Raw genomic sequence first — 17,718 nt, 5'->3', positions numbered from 1 at the left:
CGGGCTACCGGTCAGACTTCGAAATCCATGCATTGGCGCCCTTCGCGCACCGAGGCGATGAAGGGAATGACCGCCTTGTGGGTGGGGTGCGCGGCGTAAGCTTCCAGCGCTTCCTTGCTCTCGAATTCGGAATACAGGACGGCGTCATAGGTCGCTTCCAGCCCCGGCTGCGCCAGCGCGACTTCGAACTTCAACATGCCCGGCACGATGCCGGCGCAGCCGTCCAGCCGGCGCTTCAGCTCGGCCGCATTGGCGGCGCGGTCGGCGCCTTCTGCATGGTCCTTCAACTTCCACATGACGATGTGCTTGATCATATCTTTCTCGTATCACAGAGCCCAAAACTGAGCCATTTACATATCACAGCCCCCCGGCTAAGCGCGGCGGCGAGGCTGAGCAGGATAGCATGCTTCCCTGGCAAAACCGGCAACCGTTCGGCGCTACGATCACGCAGGCGATTGTTCGTAAGCTTCGCGTAAGTTTGGCGAAAGCATGACGTAAGTTTAACGCCCCACACTCCGCCCTAGCTGACGCAGGATCGGCTAATCCTACGGATTGACTACTATACGGAGACAAACAATGGCTATCACACCCGGCATGACCGCCGGCGGCAAATCGATGCCGACCGCCGCGGGCCTGACCAAGGAAGAGCGCAAGGTGATTTTTGCGTCCTCCCTCGGCACCATTTTCGAATGGTACGACTTCTACCTGTACGGCGCCATCGCCCCGATCATCGCCGCCCAGTTCTTCATCGGCGACCCGACCACCAAGTTCATCCTGGCCCTGCTGGCGTTCGCCGCCGGCTTCATCGTGCGTCCGTTCGGCGCGCTGGTGTTCGGCCGCCTGGGTGACCTGATCGGCCGCAAGTACACCTTCCTGATCACCATCCTGATCATGGGTGCGTCGACCTTCTGCGTCGGCATCCTGCCCAGCCACGCCTCGATCGGCCTGGCTGCGCCGATCCTGCTGGTCAGCCTGCGCATCCTGCAGGGCCTGGCGCTGGGTGGCGAGTACGGCGGCGCCGCGACCTATGTCGCCGAGCACGCGCCGGAAGGCCGCCGCGGCTTCTTCACCTCGTGGATCCAGACCACCGCGACCCTGGGCCTGTTCCTGTCGCTGCTGGTGATCCTCGGCGTGCGCACCGCTACCGGCGAAGATGCCTTCAAAGAGTGGGGCTGGCGCATTCCCTTCCTGGTGTCGGTGGTGCTGCTTGGCATCTCGGTGTGGATCCGCCTGCAGATGAACGAGTCGCCGGCATTCGCAAAGATGAAGGCCGAAGGCAAGACCTCGAAGGCGCCGCTGGTCGAGTCCTTCCTGCACTGGAAGAACGCCAAGATCGTGATCCTGGCCCTGGTCGGCCTGACGATGGGCCAGGCCGTGGTGTGGTACACCGGCCAGTTCTACGCCCTGCTCTACCTGACCCAGGTGCTGAAGATCGACGGCCCGACCGCCAACATCCTGGTCGCCATCGCGCTGGCCCTGGCCACGCCGTTCTTCATCATCTTCGGCTCGCTGTCGGACCGCATCGGCCGCAAGTGGATCATCCTGATCGGCTGCCTGATCGCCGCGCTGACCTATATCCCGATCTTCAAGGCCATCACCCACTACGGTAACCCGCAGCTGGAAAACGCGATCAAGAACTCGCCGGTGGTGGTCGTGGCCGATCCGGCATCCTGCCACCTGCAGATCGACGTGACCGGCACCGCCAAGTTCCCGTCCTCGTGCGATATCGCCACCTCCATGCTGACCAAGGCATCGGTGAGCTATGACCGTATCGACGCGCCGGCAGGCACTGTGGCGACGATCAAGATCGGCGACAAGGTATTCCCGTCGTTCAATGCTGTGATGACGCCGGATAACCTGAACTTCGACAAGGCTTCGGCCGACCACCAGACCGCCCTGGGCAAGGACGTCGGTGGCGCGCTGAAGGCCGCCGGCTATCCGGCCAAGGCCGATCCGGAGCAGATCAACAAGCCGATGCTGGTCGTGTTGCTGTTCATCCTGGTGCTGTACGTGACCATGGTGTACGGCCCGATCGCGGCCATGCTGGTGGAGATGTTCCCGACCCGCATCCGCTATTCGTCGATGTCGCTGCCTTACCACCTCGGTAACGGCTGGTTCGGCGGCCTGCTGCCGACCACCGTGTTCGCCCTGATGGCATTCAACGGCAATATCTACTATGGCCTGTGGTATCCGATCATCGTCGCCGCCGTCACCTTCGTGATCGGCGCGTTGTTCGTACGGGAAACCAAGGATAACGATATCTACGCTGCAGACTAAACAGTTCGTCAGCTGTTCGAAGCCCCCGCTCGCGGGGGCTTTTTTTGTGCGTTCGCCACTCGTTGCAACATTGCCACTAGTTACAAGTGGCTGAACTTCTACGATCGCGACGATGTGCTGGGATGGCCACTGCAGCCACTGTCGGAAGCCTACGGCAAACTGGTGAAGGATGTGGAGATCAATGCGGGCCAGGGCCTGTTCGACCTCGTCGCCAAGAGCTGGAATCCGTGGTCGCACACCACCTACTGGACCGACAACGGCGTGCTCGACCCGGTCGCGAACACGCTACGCAAGCTGGCAGGCTGAGCGGGCCGCGCAAGCGATGCGGGCCACTGTTGCAGCGGCCCGGATTATTCGATCGCCGCTTTCACCACTGGCGCCGGATCGTCCCAGCGCCACACGCGCATGCGCCAAGCGGCCCAGGCGCTCAGGCCGGCGCCGGTGAGCAGAATCAGGCGGGTGTCGAACAGCGTTAGCACGGCGCCGCCCAATGCCATCACGATATTCGCGAAACAGAAGGTGGTCGAAAGCAGGCCCATCACTGAGCCCAGGCCGTGGCTGCCGAAACGGTCGGCCGCCCAGGCCTGGATGGTGGCGTTGTAGAACGCGTGCGGAAGACCAAAGAACACAATACCGGCCAAGCCGAGCCACAGGTTGCCGAGGGCCACGCAGGCAATTGCCAGCGCCACGGCGACCGCATAAAGACTTGAACGGCGCAGCGGATCATGCCGGCTGGGACCGCCAGCGACGGCCGCGGACAAGGTCATCACGCCGCACAGGCCGACGTTGACGAGCGAGATGCCACGCGTATCGAAGTGACCGATCTCGACCAGCCACAGCGGATAGAACTCGTAGAAGCCGGTCACGCCGCAGGTGTAGGCGAGCTGCACGATGAACAGCAGGCGCAGGTCTTCGTGGCGCAGCAGGTTGAAAGCATGGCGTTCGCGCGCCACCGACAGCCACGAGCCAACATGGCCGTGCGCCTTATCCCGATCGAGCGCCACGAAAGCCAGGCAGGCGCCCAGCAACAAGGCGCCGGCCGCGATATAGAACGGCACCGACAAGCCCAGGCTGATGGTGATCCCGGCCATCAAGGGACCGAACAGCCAGCCCAGGTGCAGCGCTCCGTTGAACCACGACAAGGCGCGATTGCGCAGATCGCCTTCCAGCTTGTCCGCCAGCAGCGCCCGCACCACCGGCGCCTGACCTTCCATCAGCCCGGTACCGAAGCGGGCGGCGAGGAACAGCGGATACGATTCCATGGCCAGCGCGCCCGCGGTCAGTACATGGCCCAAGGCGGCGCCGGCCGCAGTGACGAGGACCAGCTTGCGCCGCCCGAAACGATCCGATAAGGGCCCCATCACCGCGTTGCCAAGCAAGAGCCCAAGCGGATTGATCAGCAATGCGATGCTAAACAATAAGTTAGGAGGCAAACCTAGAAAATGGTTTAAGTTGTTCGGCGTACTCGCGGCGAACAAGGGAGGCAGGATGGGGTACGGCAGGGACGCGCCAGTCGTAGCCAGCAGACCCAGCAGGCATGCCGTGGCGATGAGAAGGTGATTTTTCACGCGGGACAGCTAAATAAAAGATAACAAACTGTAGCGTGGCCCGCAGTAGATGTAAACGCGATTCTTACCCGTTGCGGGTAGTGCTCCTGCTCGTTCAGGTGTTTTCCCAAGGAAATACAGGCGGGGCACTGACGCCACGCAGCCGCCAATTCGCACCCGCCGTGATGCGTGTGCGCGACACATCATTCGTCAGCTAACGAATCCCTTCCCCTCGATGGCAAGCCGCACCATGAGCGGCGCCGGCGCCCACGCCTCGCCATGGCGCCCGCGCGCATACCGCTCAATGGCCTCCAGCACATGGGGCAAGCCGACGGTGTCGGCATAGAACATCGGGCCGCCCCGGTGCAGGGGGAAGCCGTAGCCGCTCAGGTAGACCATGTCGATATCCGACGCACGTAGCGCAATGCCCTCCTCCAGGATCCGGGCGCCCTCGTTCACCAGCGCATACACCAGCCGCTCGATGATTTCCTCGTCCGACACCTTGCGGCGCCGGATGCCCTGCTGGCGCGAGTAGTCGGCGATCATGTCGTTGACCAGCTGCGACGGATGCGCATGACGGTCGCCGGGCTTGTAGTCGTACCAGCCCGCACCCGACTTTTGTCCGAAGCGCCCTAGTTCGCACAGGATGTCGGCCGTGCGCGAATACACCAGGTGCGGCGACTCCACCGCGCGCCGCTTGCGGATATACCAGCCCACGTCGTTGCCGGCCAGGTCGCTCATGCGGAACGGCCCCATCGCGAAGCCGAACTTTTCGATCGCCTTGTCCACCTGTTCGGGCGTCGCCCCTTCGTCCAGAAGGAAGCCTGCCTGGCGCAGATACTGCTCCAGCATGCGGTTGCCGATGAACCCGTCGCATACACCCGCAACCACGCCCGTCTTTTTAAGCTTCTTCGACAAGGCCAGCGCAGTGGCCAGCACGTCCTTGCCGGTTTGCGCCCCGCGCACGATCTCCAGCAGCTTCATCACCTGTGCCGGGCTGAAGAAATGCAGGCCGATGACGTCCTGCGGCCTGCTGGTGACCGCCGCGATCTTGTTGATGTCCAGCGTGGAGGTGTTGGAGGCCAGGATTGCGCCTGGCTTCATCACCTTGTCCAGCTCGCGGAACACCTGGGCCTTCACCGCCATTTCTTCGAACACGGCTTCGATCACGATGTCGGCATCCGCGATCTCTTCGTAAGACAGCGTGCCGCTGATGAGGTTCAGACGCTCTTCAAGTTTTTCTGACGTCAGCTTGCCTTTCTTGAGCGCGCTCTCGTAATTCTTGCGAATGGTGGCGAAGCCCTTGTCCAGCGCGTCCCGCTTCATCTCCAGGATGGTCACCGGAATGCCTGCATTGGCGAAGTTCATCGCGATGCCCGCGCCCATGGTGCCGGCGCCGATGACGGCAGCCTTGGCGATGTTGCGGAGCGGCGTATCGGCAGGCACATCGGGAATTTTGCTGGCCGCACGCTCCGCGAAGAAGGAGTGGCGCAAAGCCTTCGATTCCGTCGTTTCCTTCAGCTGCAGGAAACGATCACGTTCGAATTTCAGGCCATCCTCAAAGGGCATTGTCGCCGAGGCCGCAATGGCATCGACGCAGGCGACAGGCGCAGGAAACGCACCGGCTGCCGCCTTCACCCGCTCTCGTGCGCCCTTCAGGAAGGCGTCGAGATCGGGATGGGCGACCTTGCGGTCCCGCACCTTCGGCAGCGGACGGACATCCGCAATGTTCTCGGCGAATTTGATCGCGGCCGAAAGCAGCTCGCTTGCGTCAGGAACGAGTTCATCGAACAAGGCACTGCCAGCCAGTTTTTCGGAAGGCACCGGCACGCCGGTGACGATCATCTCAAGCGCCCGCTCGATGCCGACCAGGCGTGGCAAGCGCTGCGTACCGCCGGCGCCAGGGATCAGGCCCAGCTTTACTTCTGGCAGCGCGATCTGCGCGCCCGCTGCCGCGACGCGATAGTTGCAGCCAAGCGCCAATTCCAGGCCACCGCCCATGCACACCGAATGGATCGCGGCGACGACCGGCTTGCTGCTGCCCTCGACCGTGCGGATCAGGGTGTGCAAGGTCGGCTCAGTCAGCGCCTTGGGAGAATTGAATTCGCGGATGTCGGCGCCGCCCGAGAAGGCCTTGCCTGCCCCGGTCAGCACGATGGCCTTCACGGCTTCGTCCGCTTCGGCCCTGCCGATAGCCTGGACGGCCGCGGTACGCGTCTCCAGGCCAAGGCCGTTGACCGGCGGATTATTCAGCGTGATGACGGCAACCTGGCCCTGGACGGTGTACTCGGCGCTCATGGCTCTCCTCGTTGTTGGTTGAATTGGCAACGCGTGCACTATAACTGAAAAGTACGACCGTTTTATTTAAAGATGCCGCCGTCGACACTGTCGAACGCGTGTTGCGAGATGTAACGCACGTTTGCAGGTCAGCGCCGCCCCAATAGAATCCGCCGCGTACGGTAAAATCCTGACATCATCCATTGCCAACATCAAACTGGAACCGCCATCACTGCCGACGATCTTCCGCTGCGTAACTCGTTCGCACAACTTCCGCCCGCGTTCTATACACGCCTGATCCCGACGCCCCTGCCCGCGCCCTATTTTGTCGCCGCGAGCGGACCGGCGGCAGCGCTGGTCGGGCTCGACGTCCGGGAGCTGGAGAACGACGATTTCCTTGCCCTTTTCAGCGGCAACCGGGTCGCTGCGCGCTCGGAACCGCTGGCGGCCGTGTATTCGGGCCACCAGTTTGGTGTCTGGGCCGGACAGTTGGGCGACGGCCGCGCGATCTTGCTCGGCGACCTTGCCACTGCCAACGGCCCGATGGAGTTGCAGCTTAAGGGCAGCGGCAAGACGCCCTACTCGCGCATGGGCGACGGCCGCGCCGTGCTACGCTCCTCGATCCGCGAATTCCTGTGCTCCGAAGCGATGGCCGCGCTCGGCATCCCGACCACGCGCGCACTGGTGCTGACGGGCTCGAACCAGCCGGTGATCCGCGAAACGATCGAAACCGCGTCCGTGGTAACCCGCATGTCGCCCAGCTTCGTGCGTTTCGGTTCCTTTGAACACTGGCACTCTCGCAACAAGCCGGACGAGCTGCGCGTGCTCGCCGACTACGTGATCGACAATTTCTACCCCGAGCTGGGCACCGGCCCCGAGCGCTACGCGAAGCTCCTGCGGGAAGTCACCCAGCGCACCGCGCAGTTGATCGCGCAGTGGCAGGCCGTCGGCTTCATGCACGGCGTGATGAACACCGACAATATGTCCATCCTCGGCCTGACCCTGGACTACGGGCCCTTCGGTTTCATGGAAGCGTTTGACCCCGACCACATCTGCAACCACACCGACAGCCACGGCCGCTACTCGTATGCGAACCAGCCCCCGGTCGGACACTGGAACTGCTACGCGCTGGCCAACGCCCTGCTGCCCCTGATCGGCAAGGTGGAAGATGCCCAGCAGGCGCTGGACGTCTACCAGCCGGCCTTCACCAAAAAGATCGACGAGCTGCTGCACGCCAAGCTCGGCCTGGCGACAAATGAAGAAGGCGACCGCGAGCTGCTGGACGAAACTTTCAAGCTCATGCAGGACAATCACGCCGACTTCACGCTGTTCTTCCGCCGCCTGGGCGCGCTGCAGGTCGACGCGCCGGAACACGACGCCCCGCTGCGCGACCTGTTCATCGACCGCGCAGGCTTCGATGCCTGGGCCGTAAGATACCGCGAACGCCTGCGCCGCGAGCACAGCGTCGACACGGTTCGTCGCGAACACATGATGCGAACCAATCCCAAGTATATTCTGCGGAACTATCTGGCTCAGGTTGCGATCGAGCGGGCGCAGAATGACGACTTCAGCGAAGTGCGCAAGCTCTTGTCCGTGCTCGAACACCCTTACGACGACCAGCCGGAGAATGACGCGTACGCGGCCTTGCCGCCCGATTGGGCCAGCCACCTCGAGGTGAGCTGCTCCTCATGAATCAAGGAAATACCATGACCGACAAAGTAAGCAAGACCGACGCCGAGTGGCGCGCCCAGCTCGAACCGATGGAATACCAGGTGACGCGCCACGCCGCCACCGAGCGCGCCTTCACCGGCAAATACTGGGACCACCACGAACACGGCATCTACCACTGTGTGTGCTGCGGCACCGCGCTGTTCGAGTCCGACGCCAAGTTCGAATCCGGCTGCGGCTGGCCGAGCTATTTCCGCGCGCTCGATCCGAACAACGTCATCGAGAAGGTCGACCGCAGCCATGGTATGCTGCGCACCGAAATTATCTGTGCGGTATGTGACGCGCACCTCGGCCACGTATTCCCGGACGGCCCGCCGCCGACCGGTCTACGCTATTGCATCAATTCGGCCGCCTTGCGTTTCGAACCCGCCTGAACCACGTTCGATCTATGAAATTCCTGTTCGACCTGTTTCCCGTCATTCTGTTCTTCCTTGTGTACAAGCTCGGTGAGGGCCACCAGGAAGCGGCGCACGCTTTCGCCACGCAATACCTCGGCACACTCGTGTCCGGCGGCCAGCTGACCGCGGCCCAATCCCCCATCATGCTGGCCACCGCGGTCGGCATCGTCGCCACCATGCTGCAGATCGGCTACCTGCTGGCGCGCGGGCGCAAGGTGGACGGCATGCTGTGGCTGTCGCTGGGCGTGATCGCCGTCATGGGCGGCGCCACCATTTACTTCCACGACGAGAACTTCATCAAATGGAAGCCGACCATCCTGTACTGGGCGTTCGCACTGGCATTGGCCGTCGCGCAATTCGGCTTCCGGAATAACCTGATGCGCAAAGTCATGGAAGCCAATATCCAGCTGCCGGAAGCCATTTGGGAGCGCGTCGGCTACGCCTGGATGGGCTTTCTCGCCACCATGGGCGCGCTCAACCTGTTCGTCGCGTTTGTGCTGTTCCGGGCCAATACCAGCGCCTGGGTCAGCTTCAAGCTGTTTGGCTTCACCGCCATCTTCTTCGTCTTCATTTTTGTGCAGATGCTGTTCCTGGCCAAGCACATGAAGGAGGACGCGTGAGCGACGATCGCCTGGCCCGCATCCGCACCCACCTCGAAGCCGCGCTGGCGCCGACCGTGCTCGAACTCGGGGACGATTCGGCGCTGCATGCGGGCCACCCCGGCGCCGCCTCCGGCGGTGGTCATTACAGAGTCAAAATCGTGTCGGCGCGCTTCGAAGGGCTCAAGCTCGTCATGCGACACCGACTCGTGTATGATTCCGTGCACGATATGATGCGTACCGAGATTCACGCGTTGGCGATAACCGCGCTGGCGCCGTCCGAAGTGTCTTGACGGCATTCAGTGAGTCTTAAGAATCGTGCCCGACAATTTTGAAAACGAAGTAAAAAAACGTCTCAATCCGTCCAAGCTAAACTCCCCTCAACAGGAATCCATAATGACTTTTAAGCCAGCTCGCCTGCTGTTAGCACTCATCGCCGTTGCCGCTGCTCCTGCCTTCGCACAGAACCTCGCCGTCGTGAACGGCAAGGCGATTCCGTCGTCGCGCGTGGATGCCATCGTCAAGCAGGTGGTGGCGCAGGGCCAGGCACAAGACACCCCGCAGCTGCGCGAGCAGATCAAGAAGGAAGTGATCGCCCGTGAAGTGCTGATGCAGGAAGCCACCAAGGAAGGCTACGACAAGAAGCCGGACGTGAAGCAGGCACTGGAAAACGCCCGCCAGTCGATCATGATCAGCGCCCTGGCGCGCGAGTACATCAGCAAGCACCCGGTCAGCGACGCCGAAGTGCAAGCCGAGTACGACAAGTTCAAGGCCCAGACCGGCGACAAGGAATACCATGTCCGCCACATCCTGGTCGACACCGAGCAAGCCGCCAAGGACATCATCGCCAAGATCAAGGGCGGCGCCAAGTTCGAAGACCTGGCCAAGCAGTCGAAGGACACCGGCACCGCAAGCAGCGGCGGCGACCTGGATTGGGCCGTGCCGTCGGCCTTCCCGCCGGAGTTCGGCGCAGCCGTCAAGGGCCTGCAAAAAGGCCAGGTCACCGAGACCCCGGTTCACACCGGCAATGGCTACCATGTCGTGAAAGTCGACGACATCCGTCCGGCCAAACTGCCGGCACTGGATGAAGTGAAGCCGCAGATCCAGGAAGAACTGGCTCAGCGTAAACTGGCCGCCTACCAGGAAGAAATGGTTAAAAAGGCAAAAGTGCAGTAAGATGTAACATTCCGGCGGCGAAGGCCGCCGGTTTTCGTCGCCAGTGGCGATACGTCGAGTGTTTTTAGAGGATCAGAAGAATGATGTTGAAGCCAGCCCGCCTGTTGTTAGCCCTGACCGCGATGGTTGCCGCGCCTGTGTTCGCGCAAAATGTTGCGACCGTCAACGGCAAGCCCATCCCCGCGGCCAAGGTCGACCAGCTGGTCAAGCAGGTCGTCGCCCAAGGCAAAGCCACCGATTCGCCGCAACTGCGCGAACAGGTCAAGCGCGAGCTGATCGGCCGCGAAGTGCTGATCCAGGAAGCGGACAAGCTGGGCCTGGGCGCCCGCCCCGACGTCAAGGCCGCGATCGACAATGCCCGCCAGAGCATCGTGATCAACGCCATGCGCGCTGACTACCTGAAGAAGAACCCGGTCACCGATGCCGCCATCAAGGCCGAATACGACCGCTACAAATCGCAGGTCGGCGACAAGGAATACCACGCCCGCCATATCCTGGTCGACAGCGAGCAGCAGGCCAAGGACATCATCGCCAAGCTGAAAGGCGGCGCCAAGTTCGAAGAGCTGGCCAAGCAGTCGAAGGACGGCAGCGCCAACAATGGCGGCGACCTGGACTGGGCAAGCCCGGCCACCTACGTGCCTGAGTTCTCGAAGGCCCTGGTCGCACTGCCGAAAGGCGGCATCACCGAGACCCCGGTCAAGACCCAGTTCGGCTGGCACGTGATCAAGCTGGAAGATGTCCGCCAAGCCAAGATCCCGCCGCTGGAAGAAGTCAAAGGCCAGATCGCGGAAGCCCTGCAGCAGCGCCAGCTGGCGCAGTTCCAGGATGGCCTGATGAAGAAGGCCAAGATCCAGTAATCGGCACAGGTTTCACAGTTGAAAGCGCCTCTCCGGAGGCGCTTTTTTCTTCGGTGCTCTCTGCGTAAGTATAGATAGAGATACCGTCGTTCCCCCTTTCGCGGGAGCGACGGAAATGGGTTAGCGCGCATTAGAGCAGCGCAGGCTGGGCGAGGCCACCGCACAAACCAGCACCGGCTTGCCATCCATATCGAACTCGGTCAGCCGCCAGCCGCCGTCCTCGCGCTCCAGCATCGCGAAGCCAAAGCCCTGGCGCGTGTGGAAGGCATCGATCCGCACGCCACCAATCTCGCGTGACGCCGCCGGCAATTGCTCCGGCAGCCAGCCCTCCGTCATCGAGCCACTGTTACCCAGCACAAAAGTCGGCGTTCCGCCTTCGCTGAAGCCCAGCGCCTCGAACAGGTGAACGTGGCCGTGCAGCGCCAGATCGACCGGCGGTGCGAACAGCGCGCCATCGCGGGCCGCGCGCAGCGATGCGATCATTTCCTTGCTCTCAGGCCGGATCGGCTTGCCCTTGGTCGGCAGGCCCAGTGCGAGCACCGGATGGTGGCTCAGGAATACCGCGTGCTCCGCGCCCCTGGCCAGCTTCCCGACCTCGGCGAACTCGCGCTGGAACTCCGCATCGGCGCCCTTCTGCTCCGATGAATCGAACACGATCAGCCGCGTCTGCGCATCCAGGGTCACCGCGAACGGTTGCGTATGCGCGGCCAGCTCATCCTGCGCCGGATCGTTGCACGAGCGCGCCTCCGTCAAAGGCGCCGCATCGAGGAAGCGGAACCAGCCCTGCCCCGCGCGCGAGCAGGATTCATGATTGCCGCGCACGAACACCCACGGCGCGGCCCGCAGCAGCGGTTTCGCGGGACCGAAGAAATCCGCGCTCCAGGTGTCCTGGCCGAAGCCCCAGGGGCTGCCCGCGCAGGCCTTCTCGCCGGCGGGACACGGGCTTTCGCGATAGTGGTAGTCGCCGACGTGGATCACGAGGTCGGGCTGCTGCGCGGCCGCACTGCGGGCCACGCGCGCAAACGGCCATGCATCGTTGTCCTTGCAGGGCTGGAAGGCATTTTCCGATTGCTTCATGCGGCAGCCGGTGTCGCCGATGACGACGATCCGCTGCGGCGCCGACACCGGTACCGGCAGGTCCAGCGCGCCGACTCGAGCGGTGCGCGTGCCAGGCGGCAGCGCAGCCTCGCACACGGTCAGCTCGAAGCGCGCCGGCTTGGTCACGCCCTGCGCCACCGGCCGGGCCGGCACCGCGCTGGCCGGCGCCCGCACCTGCATCGGCAGCTCGCGGCCATCGACACGCAGCGCCGGGCATTCCGACGTGCGCACCAGCGCGCGCGCGAGGACCAGCTCACCCTCGCCGCGCAGCAGGTACGCGTGCTCGACCGTCGCGTCCGGCTTGAACCCGGCGCAGCCGGCCAGGCCCAGCACCACCATGCAAAGAGTGCGGCGCATCGATCAGAAATCCGCCTTGACCGACACCTGGAAACTACGCGGCGCCTGGAAGGTGTACTGGTCGAACGCCGCGTTCTTGGCCGGCGAGATCGAGGTCACGTCCTGGTGGTTGAACAGGTTGAACACGTTCAGCTGCAGCTTGAGCAGGCTGATGCCCATGCCCGGCTTGGTGAAGCGGTAGGCGAAGGACAGGTCGGTGTTGGTGTACGCGGCCGTCTTGTAGGTGTCGTAGGCAGCCGGCTTGCTCGCATCGAAGTCGGCCTGGCGCACTTCGCCCGTCCGTTTGCCGATCAGCGAGCCGGACCACGGGCCGTCGTTGTACAGCAGGCCGATCGCCGCCGTCATGTTCGGCGAACCGGAAATGGTCTTGCCGGTGTCGTTGGTCGTCGCCTTGTTCTTCGAGCCGTTGGCGTACAGCGCAAAGCCGTGGCCCACCATCCACGTTGCCTGCGCCTCGATGCCCTTGTAGGTCGCGCCGCCGACGTTGATGTAGGCAGCGTCCGTGCCGCCGAGGCCGTTGGACACGTACTTGTTGGTGAAGTCGATCTTGTACACGTCGACGTCCCAGGTCACCGCCTCGGACTGGCCTACCACGCCAAGCTGGTAGTTGACCGACTTCTGCGGCGCCGAGCTGTTCTTGCTCGGATCGGCGATGTAGAACGATTTCAGGTCGGGGATCTGGAAGCCCTTCGCATACTGCGCGTACACGGCCATGGTCGAAGACAACTGCTGGTTCGCGGTCAGGAACGGCAGCGTGCTGCGGTAGTCGACCGAGCTGTGCTGCGGCAGGCGCGTGGTCTGGTTGACGTCGGCGTCGACCGAACGCCTGATGCGCACGAGCTTCAGGCCCGGCGTCACGGTCAGGTCGGGCGTGACCGACCATTCGAACTGCGCGAACGGCTGCACGTTGCGGATGTTCGACTGCTGGTCGAACAGCACGCTCGGATTCTGCACCGGCGCCGGCTTGGTCTCGCGCGGGTCGCGGATGCCGCCCAGCGTCAGGTCCAGGTCGTACTGGTGGCGATCGGTGTCGGAGTACTCGTACCACAGGCCAGTGCGGAAGGTGCCGGCGTCTAACCGCTTGTTCAGGCGGAAGATGTCGCCGTAGACACGGTACTTGTTGCGCTTGTCGATGCCCGGAATGTCCTTGTTGCCGGCCGGGCCGATCTTGGTGCCCGGGGCCGTGGCGCCGGTCGGGTCGGTCGACGAGATCGTCTCGTTGTCGTAGGCGTAGGTATAGAGCTGGTTGTCGGTGGTCCAGCCCGTGCCCCAGTTGGTCTCCGCGCGCAGATAGCTGAAGTCGGTGTCCTTGGCGGTGTGATTGTAGCCGGCGTAGTTGAAGCTCGTCGGGTCGTTGTTCAGGCTGTAGTTCCTGCCGTACAGCGCGACCTGCGCCAGCGTCGGCCCCTTGTTGTTGTCGGGCTGGACGTACTTGATGCGGTTGGCCGACATGAACAGGGTCAGCACAGTCGCGTCGCCCACCGGCCGGCGCACCTTCATCAGGTAGTTATCGCTCTTGATTGCGTTCAGGGTCAGGTAGCCATCCGACTTCAGGTGCTGGTAGTTGAGCTGCACGGTGCCGTTGCCAAAGCCCGCCAGGCGGCCGCTCTCGTAGGAGGCGCCGGCCAGCGCGGTGCGCCAGGTGCCGGCCGAACCGAACACACTGAACTTCTCGTCCTTCAGCGGCTTCTTGGAGAACAGGTTGATCGAGCCGCCGAAGGTGGCGTAGCCGAGGTTGTCCGCATTGCCCGGGCCGCGTTCGACGATGGCGCCGCCGATCGTGGAGCCCGGAAAGAACGAAGTCGAGTGGTGCGCCGGGTTGTTGGTGTCGCCCCAAGGGATGCCGTCGAAGGTGATGTTGTACTGGTCGTCGGAGAAGCCGCGCAGCGTGGTCTTGGTCTCCGACAGCCCCGGTCCATTGGCCGAATCGCCCGACACGCTCGGCGCAACGTTGACGATGCGGCTGTATTCCGTCGTCGGGGTCACCGACAGCTCGATGAAATCACGGGTGATGATCGACTGCGGCTCGGTTGCGCTCAAGCTGGCCTGGGTCGGCGCGACGGCCGACGCGGTGTGGTTGCCGAGGTAGTCGCCGCTCTTGGCGGAGACCACGACCGTGGCGACCGGGGCGGCTTCATCGGCGGGCTTGTCGTCGGTGGCGGCGTGGCTGGAAACGGATGCGAAAGCGAGCGAAATCAGGAGGGCGAGCTTGGTGCGGGAAAAGCGTTGCGGGGTCATGGAGGGTGGTCCGTCTCTTCGAGGGTTTCAGGAAATACAACTTTGAATTCCGGAAACTATAGGTCTCGAATATGACCGCGACGTGACCACTGGTAACAAAGCGCGGCCGTCTGCGGTTTGCGCGACAGGCCGGCGCGGCATGAGAAAAAGTTATGCAGCCAACACTTGCTTTTCTCTTCTGCCGCCAAATGGCTGCGTACTACAGCGATCTTGCGTTAGCCCAGCCGTTTTTTGCATTGTAATTACAATTTTCCGACGACTTGATGGTTAAGCTTTGATTACTATTGCTACGCAGAAACACACACCGGAGCTTACCAATAATGAAACCGAAACTGAAGTCCCTCGCGGCCGCGGCGCTGCTCACCATCACCGTCGCCGCCCCCTGGTCCGCGCAGGCTGCGGGCCGCCCCTGGGTCACCGGCTACTACGGCGGCTACTTCTGGGACAGCACCCTGTACCAGGCGCCGCAACACGTCGACATGACGGCCATGACCCACTTCGTTTTCGCGCGCATCGCCCCCGGCGCCGGCAATTCGGGCGGCAATCCGGGCGACGTCATGCCGGGAGCCGGCACGGCCCACACCGACATCGACCATGGTCCCGGGGTGCCGTGGGAGAAGACGCCCGAGCAATACCTCGTGATGCGCGCGCACCAGGTCGGCACCAAGGCGCTGATCATGCTTGGCGGCGACGACGCCTTCGGCGGTTTCCACGCCTCGACCGATCCGGCCGTGCGCCCGGCCTTCGTCAAGAACCTGGTCGACTACATGGTCGCGCACGACTATGACGGCATCGACGTCGACTGGGAAGGCATCGGCAGCTCGGACACTGAGAACCAGCAGCGCCTTGAAGCCTTGCTCGCGGAACTGCGGGTCGAAGCGAATGCGCGGCCGCGCTACCAGAACAGCCCGGTGATCATCACCTTCCCGGGTGGCGCGCTCAATCCGAACGCCGACAAGGTGACCGACCACATCAAGCGCGTGGCCGCGCTGGTCGACCAATACAACATCATGAGCTACTGCGGCACGTGGTTCAACTACGACTGGAACTCCAGCACCTTCACGCCGCTGACCGCACCGGCCGACAAGGCGCGCCCGGTCTCGATCGCCGGCACCATCCAGATGCTGGAAAACGCCGGCGTACCGCGCTCGAAGGTCGGCATGGGTATCGGCTTCTACGGCCTGAGCTACAAGCCGCCCTTCGATCGCCTGGGCATGGCGACCAATCCGTATCCGATGAGCTATTTCAACGCCACCGACCTGCTGTGGAGCTACACCCTGCTGAACAAGCTGGGTTACCTCAGCACTGGCACCTATATGTGGGATAGCGAGACCCAGACCAGCTACCGCACCTACGGGGCGGCCGGCTACACCCCGGCCCAGCGCACCGACACCACCAGCGGCTATATCTCGTACGAGGACCCGGCCACCATCGCGGCCAAGGGCGCGTGGGCGCAGTCCACCCGCGCCGGCGAAGGCGCGGCCGGCACCATCATCTGGTTGGTCAACTACGGCACCACGGATGGCGTCAACAACCCCTTGCTCACCGCGACCAAGAAGGCCTTCCTCGACCCGAACGCGACGGAGCCGGGTCCGAACCCGAATCCCCTGCCCGATCCGCCGCCGCCGGTGATCACGGCGCAGCAGACCATTTCGTCGGACTGGGGCAGCGGCTACTGCGCCAACATGACGCTCACCAACACCGGCCCGAGCGCAGGCCCGTGGACCTATAAGCAGGCCTTCCCGGACACCATTACCTCGCTGTGGGGCGGCACCTACACCCTCGCGAACGGCCAGCTGTCGATCAGCGGCCCGAGCTACAGCCCGAACCTGCACGTCGGCCAGTCCACCACGGTGGGATTCTGCGCGACCCGCCCGGCCAAACCGGTCGAGACGCCGCCGCCCCCGCCGTCAGGCGCGCTGGCCACAGCGGTCAAGATCACGGCGGACTGGACCAGCGGCTATTGCGCATCGATCGCGGTAAGCAACACGACGACGAGCAAGGTGGCTGGCTGGAAGGTGGACGTGGCGAACATCCAGGGCACGGTCAGCAGCCTGTGGAACGGCAAGTACACGATGGATGGCTCGACCATGCATCTGTCGGGGCCGGACTGGAACCCGGACCTTGCCGCCGGCGCGACCAATAGCGACGTGGGTTACTGCGCCAGCCGCTAATCGGAGGCGTCGTTCCCGCGAAGGCGCGAACCCCATTTTCTTAGCACGCCACATCAATCGCATATCGGCGGCGTACATCAGAAATGGGGTTCCCGCCTCCGCGGGAACGACGGTCGAGTTTAAGGTAAATTCCTTCAGTTAATCCGGGCAATGCGGCGGCGCTCCCGGATACTGGCCGTTGTTGTAGACGTCGAGAATCGCCGCCCACACCTTCTGCTGTCCGCAAGTTCCGGGTGTCGCGCACGTTGCGAGGCTGGTTCCGCTGATCAGCCAGTCACGCGTAGCCGCCATCACGTCCTGCACCCCTTGCGGTGCTGATGCGCCCGCATTGCGGTTGAGCACAGCCGTCATGAACTGGTCGGCCAGGATGATGTAGGCATTGCCGCGCGGCGGCGTATCGTAGATCTGCTGCCAGGTCATCCCGCTGCCATAAAAGTTCATCGCGCGGTACCAGTCGCCCGGCCATTGCACGCCCGGTTTGTTGCCCCAGTAGCCTTGGGTACGCACGCAGCCGGTCGGCTTGCAGCCGCAGGTCGTGCCGCTGAATTCAGGTGCCGGCGGCACCAGCGCGGTCTGCCCAGCCATCGTCAACCGGGCCTGCCCACGCACAGTGCCAACGTTCAAGGGCGCCGCCTCGACGCTGAACGGAACGATCTGCACGTCGCCCGAACGCAAGGCGGTGACTGACCCGCCCGAGCCAGCCAGGAAGGCGTTGGAGAAGCCGTCACGCGTGGTCTTGTTTTGCACCCAGTAATCAACCGACACCGATGCCGTCGGGTTCGATGGCAACACCGCCGAGACACCGAAGTATTGCCAGTTCCCAGTGACTGAATTCTGACAAGTGTCGAGCGTGGTAACGGCGGCCGGCTGGGCAGTCTGTGCGGCTGCGGGCGCCGAATGCAGCACAGCAATGGTGGCGAGAGCGGCGGCAAACACGGGCAGGCGGAACAGCGATGAACGCAAACTCATGGCAAGTCTCCCGAAAAGGCGCA

The 17,718-nt window shown here is 63.4% G+C and carries 15 protein-coding genes; 9 read left to right on the top strand and 6 right to left on the bottom strand.

The annotated features are described in order from the left end of the window. Nucleotides 1–11: 11 nt before the first annotated feature. Nucleotides 12–314, bottom strand: coding sequence for a Dabb family protein (locus tag NX778_RS04920; RefSeq protein WP_258810547.1), 303 nt, complete (start codon nt 312–314; stop codon nt 12–14). Between the two features lie 262 nt (nt 315–576). Here NX778_RS04920 and NX778_RS04915 point away from each other — a divergent pair, with 262 nt between their 5' ends. Together NX778_RS04915 and NX778_RS04910 are read left to right on the top strand one after the other, a co-directional pair. Further along, nucleotides 577–2,277, top strand: a complete 1,701-nt coding sequence (locus tag NX778_RS04915) for an MFS transporter (RefSeq protein ID WP_258810546.1) — start codon at nt 577–579, stop codon at nt 2,275–2,277. 114 nt (nt 2,278–2,391) lie between these two features. Then, nucleotides 2,392–2,583 (top strand): hypothetical protein, encoded by a 192-nt coding sequence (locus NX778_RS04910; RefSeq protein WP_258810545.1) that lies wholly within the window; start codon nt 2,392–2,394, stop codon nt 2,581–2,583. Nucleotides 2,584–2,627: 44 nt separating this feature from the next. On the opposite strand, the gene NX778_RS04905 is transcribed toward NX778_RS04910, so the two are convergent. Then, complete coding sequence (locus tag NX778_RS04905) at nt 2,628–3,845, bottom strand: MFS transporter (protein ID WP_258810544.1); 1,218 nt, start codon at nt 3,843–3,845, stop codon at nt 2,628–2,630. Between the two features lie 189 nt (nt 3,846–4,034). Next, complete coding sequence (locus tag NX778_RS04900) at nt 4,035–6,122, bottom strand: 3-hydroxyacyl-CoA dehydrogenase NAD-binding domain-containing protein (protein ID WP_258810543.1); 2,088 nt, start codon at nt 6,120–6,122, stop codon at nt 4,035–4,037. Between the two features lie 177 nt (nt 6,123–6,299). On the opposite strand from NX778_RS04900, the gene NX778_RS04895 reads away from it, so the two are divergent. The 6 genes from NX778_RS04895 (at nt 6,300) to NX778_RS04870 (ending at nt 10,859) form a co-directional block, all read left to right on the top strand. Next, complete coding sequence (locus NX778_RS04895; protein ID WP_441295318.1) at nt 6,300–7,793, top strand: protein adenylyltransferase SelO; 1,494 nt, start codon at nt 6,300–6,302, stop codon at nt 7,791–7,793. Nucleotides 7,794–7,807: 14 nt separating this feature from the next. After that, nucleotides 7,808–8,203: a peptide-methionine (R)-S-oxide reductase MsrB gene (gene msrB / locus NX778_RS04890; RefSeq protein WP_258810542.1), complete on the top strand. Its 396-nt coding sequence runs from the start codon at nt 7,808–7,810 to the stop codon at nt 8,201–8,203. Between the two features lie 14 nt (nt 8,204–8,217). Further along, the gene (locus NX778_RS04885) at nt 8,218–8,847 is read left to right on the top strand and encodes a septation protein A (protein WP_258810541.1); all 630 of its coding nucleotides are present in this window, start codon (nt 8,218–8,220) and stop codon (nt 8,845–8,847) included. Next, complete coding sequence (locus NX778_RS04880; RefSeq protein ID WP_258810540.1) at nt 8,844–9,119, top strand: BolA family protein; 276 nt, start codon at nt 8,844–8,846, stop codon at nt 9,117–9,119. Before NX778_RS04885 ends, NX778_RS04880 begins: the two co-directional genes overlap by 4 nt. 103 nt (nt 9,120–9,222) lie before the next feature. Beyond that, complete coding sequence (locus tag NX778_RS04875; protein WP_258810539.1) at nt 9,223–10,002, top strand: peptidylprolyl isomerase; 780 nt, start codon at nt 9,223–9,225, stop codon at nt 10,000–10,002. 80 nt (nt 10,003–10,082) lie between these two features. Further along, on the top strand, nt 10,083–10,859 hold the full coding sequence (locus NX778_RS04870) for a peptidylprolyl isomerase (protein ID WP_258810538.1): 777 nt from the start codon (nt 10,083–10,085) through the stop codon (nt 10,857–10,859). Nucleotides 10,860–10,979: 120 nt separating this feature from the next. Here NX778_RS04870 and NX778_RS04865 read toward each other — a convergent pair whose 3' ends face one another. Next, nucleotides 10,980–12,314 (bottom strand): metallophosphoesterase family protein, encoded by a 1,335-nt coding sequence (locus NX778_RS04865; RefSeq protein WP_258810537.1) that lies wholly within the window; start codon nt 12,312–12,314, stop codon nt 10,980–10,982. A gap of 3 nt (nt 12,315–12,317) precedes the next feature. Beyond that, complete coding sequence (locus NX778_RS04860) at nt 12,318–14,552, bottom strand: TonB-dependent receptor (protein WP_258810536.1); 2,235 nt, start codon at nt 14,550–14,552, stop codon at nt 12,318–12,320. 320 nt (nt 14,553–14,872) lie between these two features. Between NX778_RS04860 and NX778_RS04855 the strand changes: the two genes are divergently transcribed. Further along, nucleotides 14,873–16,726, top strand: coding sequence for a glycosyl hydrolase family 18 protein (locus tag NX778_RS04855; RefSeq protein WP_258810535.1), 1,854 nt, complete (start codon nt 14,873–14,875; stop codon nt 16,724–16,726). A 138-nt stretch (nt 16,727–16,864) separates the two neighbouring features. Here NX778_RS04855 and NX778_RS04850 read toward each other — a convergent pair whose 3' ends face one another. Next, entirely contained in the window at nt 16,865–17,695 is an 831-nt protein-coding gene (locus tag NX778_RS04850) for a hypothetical protein (RefSeq protein ID WP_258810534.1), read from the bottom strand. Between the last annotated feature and the right edge of the window lie 23 nt (nt 17,696–17,718).

The organism is Massilia terrae (assembly GCF_024753145.1).
Lineage (GTDB): Bacteria > Pseudomonadota > Gammaproteobacteria > Burkholderiales > Burkholderiaceae_D > Telluria > Telluria terrae.
This window is presented reverse-complemented; position numbering and strand designations above follow the sequence as displayed.

Bases quoted from the DNA above. Each gene is read 5' to 3' on its own strand.
- NX778_RS04920 (WP_258810547.1), bottom strand. From the start codon at position 314: ATGATCAAGCACATCGTCATGTGGAAGTTGAAGGACCATGCAGAAGGC.
- NX778_RS04915 (WP_258810546.1), top strand. From the start codon at position 577: ATGGCTATCACACCCGGCATGACCGCCGGCGGCAAATCGATGCCGACC.
- NX778_RS04900 (WP_258810543.1), bottom strand. From the start codon at position 6,122: ATGAGCGCCGAGTACACCGTCCAGGGCCAGGTTGCCGTCATCACGCTG.
- msrB (WP_258810542.1), top strand. From the start codon at position 7,808: ATGACCGACAAAGTAAGCAAGACCGACGCCGAGTGGCGCGCCCAGCTC.
- NX778_RS04885 (WP_258810541.1), top strand. From the start codon at position 8,218: ATGAAATTCCTGTTCGACCTGTTTCCCGTCATTCTGTTCTTCCTTGTG.
- NX778_RS04875 (WP_258810539.1), top strand. From the start codon at position 9,223: ATGACTTTTAAGCCAGCTCGCCTGCTGTTAGCACTCATCGCCGTTGCC.
- NX778_RS04870 (WP_258810538.1), top strand. From the start codon at position 10,083: ATGATGTTGAAGCCAGCCCGCCTGTTGTTAGCCCTGACCGCGATGGTT.
- NX778_RS04865 (WP_258810537.1), bottom strand. From the start codon at position 12,314: ATGCGCCGCACTCTTTGCATGGTGGTGCTGGGCCTGGCCGGCTGCGCC.
- NX778_RS04860 (WP_258810536.1), bottom strand. From the start codon at position 14,552: ATGACCCCGCAACGCTTTTCCCGCACCAAGCTCGCCCTCCTGATTTCG.
- NX778_RS04855 (WP_258810535.1), top strand. From the start codon at position 14,873: ATGAAACCGAAACTGAAGTCCCTCGCGGCCGCGGCGCTGCTCACCATC.
- NX778_RS04850 (WP_258810534.1), bottom strand. From the start codon at position 17,695: ATGAGTTTGCGTTCATCGCTGTTCCGCCTGCCCGTGTTTGCCGCCGCT.